Origin of the sequence: cyanobacterium endosymbiont of Epithemia clementina EcSB (assembly GCF_029919255.1) — a bacterium.
Classification (GTDB): domain Bacteria; phylum Cyanobacteriota; class Cyanobacteriia; order Cyanobacteriales; family Microcystaceae; genus Rippkaea.
Window position 1 is genome coordinate 1263418 of sequence record NZ_CP123991.1, and the last position, 14179, is coordinate 1277596.

Annotated in this window: 8 protein-coding genes; 2 read left to right on the plus strand and 6 right to left on the minus strand. The window is 32.1% G+C overall.

Annotated features, from left to right (window positions below):
* Nucleotides 1-1170 precede the first annotated feature (1170 nt).
* The 5 genes from P3F56_RS04155 to P3F56_RS04175 all read right to left on the minus strand — a co-directional run bounded on the left by P3F56_RS04155 (nucleotide 1171) and on the right by P3F56_RS04175 (nucleotide 10386).
* Entirely contained in the window at nucleotides 1171-2064 is an 894-nt protein-coding gene (locus P3F56_RS04155) for a hypothetical protein (RefSeq protein WP_281153521.1), read from the minus strand.
* Between the two features lie 3508 nt (nucleotides 2065-5572).
* Nucleotides 5573-6736 carry a lipid-A-disaccharide synthase gene (gene lpxB, locus P3F56_RS04160; RefSeq protein ID WP_281153522.1) on the minus strand — a complete coding sequence of 388 codons (1164 nt, stop codon included), beginning with the start codon at nucleotides 6734-6736 and terminating at the stop codon, nucleotides 5573-5575.
* Nucleotides 6737-6789: 53 nt separating this feature from the next.
* Nucleotides 6790-7620 carry an acyl-ACP--UDP-N-acetylglucosamine O-acyltransferase gene (lpxA, locus tag P3F56_RS04165; RefSeq protein ID WP_281153523.1) on the minus strand — a complete coding sequence of 277 codons (831 nt, stop codon included), beginning with the start codon at nucleotides 7618-7620 and terminating at the stop codon, nucleotides 6790-6792.
* Between the two features lie 1720 nt (nucleotides 7621-9340).
* The gene (locus tag P3F56_RS04170) at nucleotides 9341-10063 is read right to left on the minus strand and encodes an ABC transporter ATP-binding protein (RefSeq protein ID WP_281153524.1); all 723 of its coding nucleotides are present in this window, start codon (nucleotides 10061-10063) and stop codon (nucleotides 9341-9343) included.
* Nucleotides 10064-10158: 95 nt separating this feature from the next.
* Nucleotides 10159-10386 carry an indolepyruvate ferredoxin oxidoreductase subunit alpha gene (locus tag P3F56_RS04175; protein ID WP_281153525.1) on the minus strand — a complete coding sequence of 76 codons (228 nt, stop codon included), beginning with the start codon at nucleotides 10384-10386 and terminating at the stop codon, nucleotides 10159-10161.
* A 1678-nt stretch (nucleotides 10387-12064) separates the two neighbouring features.
* Here P3F56_RS04175 and dapB point away from each other — a divergent pair.
* On the plus strand, nucleotides 12065-12892 hold the full coding sequence (gene dapB, locus P3F56_RS04180; RefSeq protein ID WP_281153526.1) for a 4-hydroxy-tetrahydrodipicolinate reductase: 828 nt from the start codon (nucleotides 12065-12067) through the stop codon (nucleotides 12890-12892).
* 174 nt (nucleotides 12893-13066) lie between these two features.
* Here the strand turns inward: dapB and P3F56_RS04185 are convergent, their stop codons facing one another.
* Nucleotides 13067-13354 carry a DUF2288 domain-containing protein gene (locus tag P3F56_RS04185; protein ID WP_281153527.1) on the minus strand — a complete coding sequence of 96 codons (288 nt, stop codon included), beginning with the start codon at nucleotides 13352-13354 and terminating at the stop codon, nucleotides 13067-13069.
* A 6-nt stretch (nucleotides 13355-13360) separates the two neighbouring features.
* On the opposite strand from P3F56_RS04185, the gene queC reads away from it, so the two are divergent.
* On the plus strand, nucleotides 13361-14101 hold the full coding sequence (gene queC / locus P3F56_RS04190; RefSeq protein ID WP_342637180.1) for a 7-cyano-7-deazaguanine synthase QueC: 741 nt from the start codon (nucleotides 13361-13363) through the stop codon (nucleotides 14099-14101).
* The last annotated feature ends 78 nt before the right edge of the window (nucleotides 14102-14179 follow it).

The following is a 14179-nucleotide window of genomic DNA, read 5'->3' on the forward strand; positions in this document are numbered from 1 at the left end:
CAATTCCTGAAATAATTTTTTTTCCTTAGAAAACTATTTGGCATTATCTTTTATCCACAAGACCTTTTTCCGAATAATTCCATATCTTTAGCAAAATATTGGTCAAGTATATCCAGCTATTTTATATTTCCTCTTGGAATTAAATTCCACAAGGTTTCTCTCATTAATGGTTATCTAAATCTATAGACAGACATATAATTATACATAGTCCTAGGCTGCTATAGCAGTTAGTTGTTTCCCAAGGGGACTCCAATTTTTTTTTCTGATTGGCTTTAATCCTACTTTAGGTTTATAAAAAACTATATATTTATGATAATTTAACTAAGGTAAACACAGTAACCTATAACTAGGTGGACATAAGAAATAAATTAGGAAATTGATTCTGTAGATATGTGGATCGGAGACTAAAACGTCAATCACACAGAAGATTAAGATTTCAGTTTATACGTTCAGAACGAGCAGGATTTAGACTAAGTTCTCTACAACAATCTTTATCTTCTGAATGTTAGTCCAGTAGAGAATAATCGTATTGATGGCTTTTTAGATTTGCACAATTATGGGTCGTTTATAACCTTTTATATAGTGGTTTCTTGGGAGCAGGTTGGTATATCATCAGTGCAACACCATCTACGAGTGATGAAAATAGAGGAACGGGATACAATAGTGTTGCTTACATAAAATTAGCTAAGAATAATCTAGTTGTCGAAACGATTGACAATATTAATGATAGACGCTCAAACCTATTTGCTTTTTTAGTTACTTGCGACAGCAGCCATTACTTAGTTTTACGTTATAAAAACCTCCGTGCAAGTTGGGTAGAACTGGTGGTTCAAGAGAACCATAATCTTGATCTAAGAAGTATGGCATACTCTCGAACAGAGAAGCTCGTTTGCCATTGTAGACGGTAGACTTTATAACTAGAACTGAAGTTCTATAAATCTAGTTTCAACTAAATTTTTTCATTTCTAAGTTAGGAAATTAGATTTTAATACTGCCTGTTAGATTTTTAGTCACTATCATTTACCCAAAAATCAGAAAGAGAGCCAACGACTTTCCATGTTTCGTCTTGGCTCTCTTTTTGGTTCGCTCCTCACACTTGGTAAGAGTATACATAACTCACAGGGATTTGTCACTTTCCTTAAGGAAAATTTTTGATTTGGGCGTCACAAATTACAATTGGGATCTTGGAAAATTTCCCAAGTGACTGTACCACAGCCACTTTAATAAATGTTGACTTATGGCAATTAATCCTAATCGAGCTTGGGATAACTGGAAATCATTTTGAGCTAAATCTCCAAAAATTCGGCAATGACGTTCGAAATCTAAAATAGATTCGCTTAACTGAGTTCCAAGCTTATTCCAGATTACTGAAGGATTATTAACTGACCGATCAACAGTGATAATCACCTGATTAATGAGGGCTAAGGCGGCTCGATGGGTAAGCCGTAATTGATAAGTATCTTTTAGCCAAGGAATAGGATCGGGAGCTTGCCAAGGCAATGTTAAGTCGTCCAAAGCCTTTGATTGAAAAGTAATTAACCCCTCTGTCTCCCCCAGACGTAATAAAGAACAACACCGCGCATAAGTATATTCAATAAAAAACAGATTTTCAGCTTTTCTTGAAATTTCAGGTAAGTTAGGTTGGAAAAATATCTTTTGTCCTAACGATTGTAACCAAAGGACAAGAGTGTGATCGCTCACCTCAAAATCTAACCACCCTGGGTGAATTAGTTTCATTGTCAAAGTTGATTGGGACAATTCTTGATCGTCAAGATTAGATTGAGCCTTCAAAACAGAAAATACCTGTTGTGCAATCTCAATAGGAGATAGAGACAGCTGACTTGACAGTTGCATAGCTATCGCACAACGATAAGTAATCGGAGTAGGATGGGATAAACGGGAGACAGCTAAAGTTTTCTGCGGTAAATTAAATGAGGACTCCTTAAAAAGTTGTGAACTGATTAATAAGGATGATAATTGTTTTTGTAATTGTTGTTGAATAGATAAATCTTTTAAGATAATTTTAAAAGTTGCATGATCGGTATTAAAAAGACTAATCTCCATAGTAAATGCTTAAATATAAAGGAATAAACTCATTGTAAATGTTCTTAAATCTAGTTAACGAATTGATAATAAGTTGCTTACTCTACACATCCTTAAATAGATTTTTCAATTTGGAATTAATTGAGTATAACTGATATTATTTGAGGTACTTGCTGAGAATCGGATATTTATGATTTATAGCAAAATTTTTGTTAATAGATTTCAAGTACTGAAGATTGTATTTGCATCGGTCGGTTTAGCCTATTTAGTTTAGTCTATTTATAATTTCTACCTTAATCGTTACTGCTACGGTAACTTCTACTTCTGTGGCTATTGGGTTACAGTTTTGTCTTATCTGGAATACAACTTTGATTAATAAAGGCTTTATATCGAGAATTATATTAATTAATCATTTATGATTTTTTAATCAGAGTTTAATGTTATTTCATTTATCTTTAAAAATTAAGCTGTAGAGCGTTTTACACTATGTTAGCCTTAAAAACTAACCACGATCTTTTCATGTATTAGTTATATATAACAATTTTAAATTGGGTGGCTCTTAATAACAGCAATAGATGAATCAGTCAATTATGTCTTGATCAGTTATTTAACCAGTCGCTTGATTGATATTTTAAGAATCATGAATTTATTGAATTTGCAAGTATTTTCATTTTTTTATCAACAGTTTACAATAAAGTTAAAATCAGAAGAAAGAGGAGGTAAAAATACAACTTTTACTTCCAGGTGTTCTATCAATTCTCTGCTTTTTGCAGCTTTAGGAGCCTGTAAATTCTCTATAAGCGCATGATCTACTAGTAGGATAGATGGTGTCAGCACTTCTATTTCACGAGTAAAGAAAGCTTTTTTATTTCTCTAGTGTTCAAAAGTAAAGGTAGCTAAAAAAAATCAGATTTAGCAATTATTTTAACTAACATAATATTTTTTCTAAATTATTATGTTAGAGTAATGAGTCATGACTAGACAAACTCCGATCTTCTCAATAAAAACTGAGTCCGAAGTTTTGGAATCAGTTTTTGTAATGTGTCAAGGAGTGAAGTATTTTTTCGTTTAAGTTGAGTTTTTAGACTTAATGATACATGCTAGGAGTACTGACCATAACATATTTTTTTGTGTAAGCAAATACTTAGTCATTGTAGAGTATTATCGTTATCTTATTCTAGCTATTGTTCTACAACACTAAGTATTTTTGTCTCAAGTAAAGAATTTTTTTGAGTTTATGAGGTAATGTTTTTATCCTTTTTATTAAGTAATAAAAAGGATAAAAACATAATAAATATCTTATTAGTTGTTAACGAAATTAATGTCATTGCTAATTTTTGATTTATTAGACTAAATATATATTTCTATTTTTTTACTTTTATTTATATAAATAAAAATTATTATTGTTAGCCAGAACAGAAGTAATTAGTAAACTTGTATTAGTATTTCTATAGTTCTTTAATTCCGTTTAGTTTCATTCAAGAACCTACTGCTAAAAAACTCATTAATTAAGATTGTTACTTTATATTAAAATATATTTATATATTTTAATATAAAGTAAATATCAATTGTTTATGCCAAACTTATATCTATAATTTACTTGCTACTTAATTATTTTAAATATCTTTATCTTAAAGTATTTAGGATTTTGTAAATTAATTGCTGTTAATCTAAATAATATTATGTTGCCTAATACTAATAGCTTAATTTTTAAAAATTAAGCTATTAGTACAATCCCCTAATACTTATTATTTTTATAATATCTCAAATACCAGAAAAAACATTACCTTTTATTAGTCTTTGATTATCTTTTTTAAATTTATTTTTTTAAAAATTTTCTTACCTAGAGAAAGCTCTAGCAGAAAAAAATTTTACTTTTAATAACTTTATCCTTGGAATAAACCAAAATTTTGTTGAGTAGCTATTCTAAACAACCAATTAATTTAATAGTCAAAATAACATAAGGATAACTAACTATGTATTTTAGTGTGTCTTAGGCATCTATCAATGAAATAGATATATTTCTATGTTCAAATAATTAAAGTCAAATATATATTATTTAAACTTGTATATCTTGTGGTAAGTCTATACAATTTTTGTATTTTTAAATATGTTTATAGTTATTTCGTAAAAATGTACTCAATACAATTATTATTCTGCTAAGTTAACTTTTAAAGTATAAGTAGGTGCGCAAGATAAATACGACTTTTTTTTATTATTTGAGTTGATACTTAACTAAATAACTTGTATACACTGAGTCATTATTAAGAATAATTATCGTATCTGTCCTTTTGTTTATGCCATATTTTTCAACTTCATTTATCTCTTAATTTACAACAGTTTAGACTTTTTAGTTTTTTGGGAGATAGATTGCTTTTTGTCTTTACTTTTATAACTTTCTTTTTCTAATTATTTTTTAACAATTACAGATTATTCTATAAATTTATTCAACTCCTTTATCCTTGAACGAGAGCTATATATAAAAAATATATTTTCTTATTCCTAAGTTATTGTCCTTGGATAATCTACCTAATAATTGTTATTTTTACCGAATCTGTATCGTAAGATTAACTAGTAAAGTAAATAATATCTCTTCAACCTAATATCTATTTTCTATGTTATTAAACATAACAGATAAGTTTTCTATCATCAGCTAGCTAATTTTAATTGTTATATATATAATCTACTCTTAGTTTTCTTTTTAAGATTTTTTATTTTAAAAATACTGATTAAAATGTTCTCTTTTCATCAGTATTTTTAAAATGAAATTATTAACGTTTTATGTCCTGACTTAGTTAAGCTTTTTATTTATTTTTTTTTATTAGATCGTTTCTTATTAAATAGTGATATAGAGGGTATTCAATCTATCTAAGGCAAATTTATAATGATTTATTCATTATTTTTATTGAGTTTTTTTGTATAAATTACATTTATATATCATAAATATGACCTTGTGTTAAGTCTCTTTTTAAAAGAAATAAAACTATCTCTAAACCATTTAAAATATAAAAGCAGGTAATGGTAAATACGTCTAAATTTAGAATTCTATTCATTAAACTGAGTTAAACATTTGATGCCATAAGTATAAATTAAGTAAAAAGATTCAGCATAACATGCTTTTATATAAAAAAAACTTTTTATAATTATAAATATAATTATAGGTTTTGAGAAACCTATTCTTGACAATTAAACTTTTTCTTTATATCTTTTAGTTTTACCTCAAATTTTTTACATAAAATTTCAGTATAATTAATAGGAATTAATAACGACAGCAAGAAGATAATAAGAAAATAATTTTTATTAAAGTAAAACAGAGGGCAAAGTGAATAACTACTGAGTTAGTATCGGTTTTGATAGTCATGGTAATTATTCCCATTGCTGATACTATTCTGTCATTTCTTTAGGTATAACTAGTTAAAAAATCGCACAAAAATAATTTAAAAATCTTTAGTTATAGAGTTAAAAATTCTTAGAAATAAATAGAAATTGTTCAAATCTTGGTTGTTGATAATGCTCATGAAATCCTTAGTTACTTGTGTTTATATCCTAAAATTTCTATAGCCACGCGATTGCAGACTCCTACCTCTCCTAACATAGTACACATGTGGTCATAATCTGCTAAGGTTTTTTGACGACGTTCAGGATTAAGCAGCAACTCTAAAGACTCTTGGACAATGCGATCTATGGTTGCCTCTTCCTGCAATAATTCAGGAACAATTTCCTCCATCACCACTAAATTCGGCGGAGACATAAAGGGAATAGAAAACTTTAAAATATTACGAGCAATCCACATCGTTAAAGGATTGACTAAACATAATACTAATTGAGGAATTCTCAGTAAAGCTAATTCTAAATTAACAGTCCCTGATTTAGCAATAGCAAAATCTGCTGCCGCCATTACTTCTAAAGCCTCTTGTCCCTCAAGCAAAGTAATCGAAAGTTGATAGGCGTTAACTGTTGTTTTAATGGTATCGCGATATTCACTCAGAGAAATAGGAAGTAAAAAATGAAGATCAGGAATTTTTTCTTGGAGTTTTTGGGCTGCTTTGCACATCAGAGGAAGGTGATACTTCAACTCTTGATAACGGGAAGCAGGAAATAAAGCGACTACCGTTTGATCGTGGTCAATATTTAACCTAAGACGGGCTTCTTCACGGCTAGGGGCTTTAGTCATGCGATCTAGTAGGGGATGGCCAACCCACTTGACTGTAACACCTTTTTCTGCAAAAAATCGGGCTTCTTCAGGAAAAATTGCTAAGAGAAGATCAGTAATATGAGCGAACTGTTGAATAGTTTTACTATTGGGAGCCCAGACCCAAGATTGAGGGGCAATGTAATAGATAATAGGAACTTCAGGGAAATGCTTGCGAGCATATTGGCCAAAGGCGGAATTAGGTCCCATGTAATCGATAAGAATAAGAATATCAGGGGGATTTTTCCGTAAATATTGTTTAACTCGACGTTGCATTAACCAAGTTGGAATAATAAATGGAAGAGACTCAACAATACCAATAGACCCAATAGCAGCGGTATTACCTAACAATTTTGCCCCGGCTTGCGCCATGAGATCACCCCCCAAAGCTAGAATTTCCAAAGGGATACCTTGATTTTTGGCTTGTTGGTAGAGAGCTTCAACCAACATTGAGCCCTGTAAATCCCCAGATACTTCCCCTGTACTGATAAAAATTCGCATAGATTCCCTAAAAAGTGTAAATGAACCCCATAGTTAACTCGTGGTACTTGTCCCTAAGCTTTCGCTGGAATGGGTCCGCGTCGTTTTTCTTCTGTGGTGGAGGCCATCAAAAAATGGTGGAGATACTTAACATATTCGTTGTCAGAGATTTTCGATAATTTCTCTAGGGCTTCTTTAAACGTAAAATCTGAACGATAAAGGAAACGAAAAGCTTCTTTTAGGTACCCCATATCTTGGGTGGTCAGTCCAGCTCTTTTAAGTCCGACTAAATTGAGTGATCGCACCCGTGATGGATTCCCTTCAATCATCATAAACGGAGGGGCATCTCGATCAATGCGACTCATCCCTCCTAGCATGGCATTACGTCCGATACGAACAAATTGATGAACCCCTAATGCTCCACCAATAACTGCCCGTGATTCAATGTAAACATGACCTGCTAAAGCGACAGCATTGGCAATAATGACATTATCTTCAATCACACAATTATGTGCAACATGGACATAAGCCATCAACAGGTTATGATTACCAATTTGGGTCACCTCATCGGCGTGGGTTGCCCGATTAATAGTGACAAACTCTCTAATGATATTGTGGTCCCCAATTTTTGCCCAACTGGCAGCTCCCTTATATTTTAAGTCTTGGGGGTCTGAACCAATAACAGCACTGGGAAAAATATGATTACCAACTCCAATTTCTATTGGTCCTTCGATAATGGCATGAGCCCCAACAATGGTTCGAGCATCAATTTTTACATTGTCTCCAATCACTGCATAAGGGCCGACTTCTACGGTAGGATGAAGTTCTGCTTTCGGGTGAATAATGGCAGTAGGGTGGATTGGGGTACTCAAAGAGGTATCTCCCTTGGTTTGATAGGTCAGCATTAAATTTTTGTTCTAGCTTACAGGGTATTTAAGTAAAAGAGACACAAGGCCGCATTCGTTTTATTTTAAGTAAATATAATTCCTGTGGCTAAAGGAGTCAAACTTCAGGGGATTTGACTGACTTTTGACAATAAAGCTCTGTGCTTAATTGCGTCACATCATACAAAATACCATTCCTGTTCATTTTTTTCTTATAGCGGGTTTCAATTGAGTAGCCCATAATAACAGTAGTAGGTGAACTAGCCAATATGTCTTTATCGGTTACTAAATCAACCGTTTTATTGTATGGTTTGATTGATTGAGACTTCTAGAATTTCGGGATTTTTGAGTGCGTAAATATTCTTTAATTTGTGACTAATAGTTTTTAATCAAGTTGAAATCAGGAGAGTAAAAAGATAAAAATACGAGTTTTACTCCTATAGATTCCACTACTTTTCTAACTTTTATGGCTTTTTTATCAGGTAAATCATCTATGACCATATAATCTACGAGTTAAATTTATGGTATCAGCACTTCTGTTTTATAAGTTAGAAGAGCTTTTTTACTGGTCCATCATTCAAAAGTAAAAAGAGCACAAAAACTAGATGCAGTGAATACCTCAATGAACTTAATATTTTTTTATAAATTTTTAAAATGTTTATTATAAACTTGTTTTTATTTAGTTGTTCTATCATAATGACAGCCCATGACTAGCTTATACAATTAATTTATCAACAAAGACTAGGTTTTAACGTTTAATTTTTCAATTTTTATTAAATATTTTTATCCTAAAAATTGAACCATATCTGTGTAAAATTACTCTGAATAGAGTATTCTTTTTTTTTAGTTAATTTAAGTTTTTAAGCCAAACAAAATACTGACTATATATCATACTTATGATTTCATTTAAGCTAATAATAAGTTCCTGCAGAAGAGCATCCTTATTTTGTTCTAAAGATTGTTTAGCAACATTAAGTTGTTCTACCTCAATTAAAAGATAGTCGTCTAAGCTATGAGGGAAGAGTTTTATGCTTATCTTTACTTTTTAACATCTAAGATAACGATTGATAAAACTATAACTGAGTTAAAAAAGTTCTGCTAGTCGTGGAGTTCATTGATTGGTCTTGTTGTTGGTTTATATGATTTTAATAAAAATATTGATGGAATACGGCTTTATTATTTTAGTTTGTTCACTTTATTTTTCGGTAACTAATAATAGTAATTATTAGTTACCGAAAAATAATACTTAGATTTTTTTAAAAAAATTAAAACATAACTTAGTTTTTCATTACTTTACAAACAAAAATTTTTTTTGAAAAAATATTCTTCAATGAGCCGATAGACTCTAATCATAAAGTAAATTGTATTTATTTATGATTAAATCAAGATAATAACTTTTGAAATAACAACCGAAAGTTCAATCTTTTTTTTAAAGATAAATAGATTTATTTGACAACATTAAATATGTTTATATTGTCTCGACCTCTTCAACACCAAAAATCAGATGAATCCTTCTCCTTTATTTTTAAAAAATTTATTCCCTTAATCTGTTTCAGATTAAGGTTGTTAGGTTCTATTCAACCTGTTATGTATAATCGTTAATACTAACATCTTAAAAATCTTATTCAAGAATTATTTTAGTTATTAATAGTTTGCTTATTAATAAAATTATTGCTAGATTTAGGCTATGTTTGGTTTTGAGAAACTTTTATTATCCTAAGTTCGGTAAAGTTGGTTAATATCACTTTTGATAAGCAGCGCCCAAATATAGTCGACCAACTTTAGGATTACCAAGAAGGGATTCTCCTGATCCTTCAAGACGATCACAGCCATTTTCTAAAACATAGCCTCGATCAGCAATTAACAGAGCTTTTTTGGCGTTTTGTTCTACTAAAACAATAGCTTTGCCCATTCGATTAATGGCTTTGATTTGCTCAAAAATATTATTAACTAAAATTGGGGATAGAGCAGCCGAAGGTTCATCTAAGAGTAACAAATCAGGATCAAGCATTAAAGCCCGTCCCATCGCTAACAGTTGGCGTTCTCCCCCTGATAGCTTTCCAGCCCGTTGACGACGACGTTCTCCCAAACGGGGAAACATGGTATAAATGCGATCTTTATCCTGTTTTAAAGATCCTTTTTTAATAAATGCTCCCACTTCTAGGTTTTCGTCGATGGTTAAGGCGGAAAAAACATTAGAAATTTGAGGAACATAGCACATCCCATGGCGGACAATTTTATCTGATGGTACTCGAACGATATTTTTTCCTTTAAAGATAATTTTGCCCTGGTTGGGGGTTAATAGTCCAAAAATCGTTTTGGCTAACGTGGACTTTCCTGCCCCATTAGGACCAATTACAGCTACTAATTCCCCTGGGGTAACACGAAAATTAATCCCTTGCAGTATATTGAAGTCTTCAACGTATCCTGCATAAACACTTTCTACTTCTAAGATATTTTCCATAGACCTTAACATTATCAACAATTAGGGTAAAAGACTAACTAAAAACCTTTTAATACCTCTCCCCTGAGCCTTTGAGAACATCTATTTCAGACCATTTAAAATGGTGTTTTCTGCAATTCAGGGCGTTCTTCTGGAAAAATTGCATCTTCAACTGGACAAACTGTTATGCAAATTCCGCAGTCAATACAAGTTTGAAAGTCTATCCAATACCAATCAGTTCCATGAATATTTTTGCCGGGACCTTCATGTATGCAAGCAACAGGACAAACGTCCACACAGTCAGCAACCCCTTCACAGGTTTCAGTAATGATAGTATGTGGCAAAGTGTTTCCTCCTAGTTTTAATGTTTGAATGCTATGACTTTTTTATTGTGACAGACTTTCTTCTCTAGTTTCAACAAAATTTTCTTACTGTTACAGATGTAAAGAGACTAAATATACTTTTGCTTCTTGCGCTACTTATTCAACTGATGAATATTGAGATAAGGTTGTCAGAATTTTTGAGCTTGTTTACTGTCTAAACGTCCTGATATCTGGGCAAATTCGCTATGAAGTTGCCCAGATATTCAGTTACAAAAGGAATCAATAGAGGAATTGCTTCGAGATTTCCTGACTCTCTCAAGACACTGATTGCAGAGATTTTTGCCAATCCATTGTCAGACTTTAAAGCTTCTTGGCACAATTTATCTTAAGCCCTCCTAATGCCTCTAAAGCATCCACAATGCTTAACTGTAGCAAGCAATCTGAGGTATCGTGACAGGCTTGCTTTACATTTCTGTAAGCTTGTGTCAGTTTAAGTCCTCTGATGTCAATTTCTGAGTCCTTTTTAAGGAGGCGGTCACTTATGTAACTCTAATGCCACCTTTCAATCTTGATTACCCAAGAGATATAATTGGCTACACTACCGGATAACAAATTCATTCATTGGTATCAGTAATCAGAAATTATAGCAAGACAACAGCAATTTAAAGGTCAAGCCAACATAGTTGATCGAGTACTTTAATATGATCGATGATCGCTAAAATTGGGGGAGGTTAGGAGTTGTTGTCCCTCTTCAGGATTAATCATTTAACTTAAGTAGTTAAGATAAACGTTATGCTCATTAGGTTTTAGTTTTTATCTTAAACTGCGTGCATTATTTCAGTGAAATTCAATGGATATACAGAACTGACAATGTAGAATTAACTAGTGAAGTCCCAGGTAAAGAAACTTCGAGGTTAAAAATTTACCAATTTTTTAGAGTTCTTAAGCTCTCTTTTTAATTAATTTGAATTGATTGTTAATACATTTGACGTTTTTAAAAACTATTCTTAGTTCAGAATGGGTAGTAACTTCTCTAATTCAACACCTAGTCTAGTTATTAAAAGGCTTTTGGCATGCAATAAGTAGACTTTGAATACCAATTAAATCGTTTTATTTAAAAATTTTAAGCTTTATATATAAAAAATACTTTTTTTCATCTTCTTTATAATCTATTTTCTCTTAACCAAGGAATACTTTTTCTGTCTATACCTGACGTATTTATCACTTTTAACTAGTTTTTTAACGTATATTTTTTGCAAAATATTAAATATCTTACTTCTAAATTTAGAGCTTTAGGTTATTAAATTGGCTGTAATTGTATGATTTTTATGGTAGTGCTAACATTTTTACTTTTTTAAAAAAACTCTTTCTTAAAAGTTTGCTGTCCCTAATCTAGACAACTTCTTTTCTTTGCTTAGTTTATTTACAGTTTTTCATACCTTTTTATTAGTCACTGAGTAATTTTTTTAGTAATTTATTTTTTAAATGAATTGATATTTTTTTTAAACCCATTGTTACTGTCAGATTAATGAGGGATGTTCAGTAAATCATTAACTCCAATCATTTGATAATATCTACTTTATGCCCACAAATTAGTACAAAATCCCTGGAATTATAGAAGACTTGACTGCAGAAGTGTTAAATAGGTTAAGATACAAAAATATGCGATTTGTATACTTATTGTTCAGGATAATTATCAATGACAACTGAATCTTTAATTCCAGTAGTAGTGAACGGAGCAGCAGGTAAAATGGGGCGTGAGGTCGTTAAGGCTGTCTTTCAAGCTGAAGATATGATGTTAGTCGGAGCAGTAGATCATAACCCTGATTATTATGGGCAAGATATCGGGGAAGTGACCGGATGTGGGGCCTTAGAGGTACCGATCGTTAATGATTTGCAAAGTATTTTAGTTTTAGCTGCCCAAGAAAAAGTACAAGGCGTTATGGTGGATTTTACTCACCCCGATGGGGTCTATGAAAATGTGCGAAGTGCGATCGCCTATGGGGTACGGCCAGTAGTAGGAACGACAGGATTAAGCGAAGAACAAATCAAAGAATTAGGAGAATTTGCCGAAAAAGCTAGTACTGGATGTTTGATTATCCCTAATTTTTCCATTGGTATGGTGTTATTACAACAAGCGGCAATTCAAGCATCTCAATACTTTAATCATGTAGAAATCGTTGAACTTCATCATAATCAAAAGGCAGATGCACCCAGCGGAACCGCTATTAAAACGGCTCAAATGTTATCAGACTTGGGCAAAACGTATAATCCTCCTTCGGTGAAAGAAACAGAAACTATTCAAGGAGCAAGAGGTGGGTTGGGGAATGATAATATTAGAATTCATAGTGTGCGTCTACCTGGCTTAATTGCCCACCAGGAAATTCTTTTTGGGGCAAAAGGGGAACTTTATACTCTACGCCATGATACCAGTAATCGCTCTTGTTATATGGCAGGAGTTTTATTAGCTATTCGCAAAATAACTCAACTACAATCTCTTATTTATGGACTAGAAAAAATCATATAACATAGAAAAAAATTGATAATTTTAAATTGACAGATTATAACTTTTGAAAATAGTAAATTTCTTGTTTATGCCTGCTTTTAGTCCTATTCAGTAGGAACATTTACTAAGCATCAAAGCGTTAATAAAATTAATATAATTACGTTGAAACTTTGTATTATCAAATTTATTTGTATTCTACATTGATTGAATTAATACAAAAGGTTGTAAAATTAACGTGTTAAATGAAATGGAGGAATCAGCATTCCAAGTTGTCAATTGTTCGGGAGAGGGTTTGTGAATTAAGGCTTTGCTAATCCAATGTTGTACAGAGTTGACATCATCTTGAGCAATAGCAACCTCAACTTCTATTAGGTCTAAATGTTTAGTTACGAAAATGATAGCATCTCTTTGGACATGGGGCGTTAAATATTGCCATTTAACATCAGTAATATCTTCACTAAAGCGAGTTTGAAGGTTTTTCATTGGTTAATTTTCCACAATAACTGCAAAGATAGATTATTATTAACAGGGAGTATACAAGAAATGATGGATCAACCTCAAGCTGTTGTTCTGCTATCTGGAGGCTTAGATTCAGCTACTTCAGCTGCAATCGCTCTCTTCGAAGGTTACAATTTAATTGCCCTTTCTCTACGCTATGGACAACGCAACGAAAAAGAATTAGCAGCGGCTGAGAAAATAGCTCAAGACTTAGGTATCACCGAACACTACATTATTGATGTTAATATTGCCCAATGGGGAGGATCATCCCTAACTGATAAGTCTTTGACTGTTCCTCAAAAAGGAATTGAACCTGATATTATTCCCTCTACCTACGTTCCAGGAAGAAATACTATTTTTATCGCTCTTGCCCTCTCTTTAGCAGAAACCAAAAAAGCTAAGGCGATTTTCATAGGGATTAATGCTGTAGACTATTCAGGATATCCTGATTGTCGTTCTGACTATCTTGAAGCTTATCAAAATTTAGCTAATTTATCTTCAAAAGTAGGAGTTGAAGGCAATGCCCCTCAATTAATTGCCCCTTTACTTTGGAATTCTAAAGTAGATATTGTACACCGCGCTATTGCTCTAGGGGTTGTTATTGAGCATACTTGGTCTTGTTATCAAGGGGGAGAAACACCCTGTGGTTTATGTGATTCTTGTCGTATGCGTGATTTTGCCTTAATTGAGGCGGGATACCCTGAATTGGCTACTCCTGAAGGGAGGGGATGATTAACGAACTCCGAAAGTCAGAACAAGAAAAAGTTTTTTACTTTGTTTTGTGTACTTTCACTTAATATTAAGATTCGA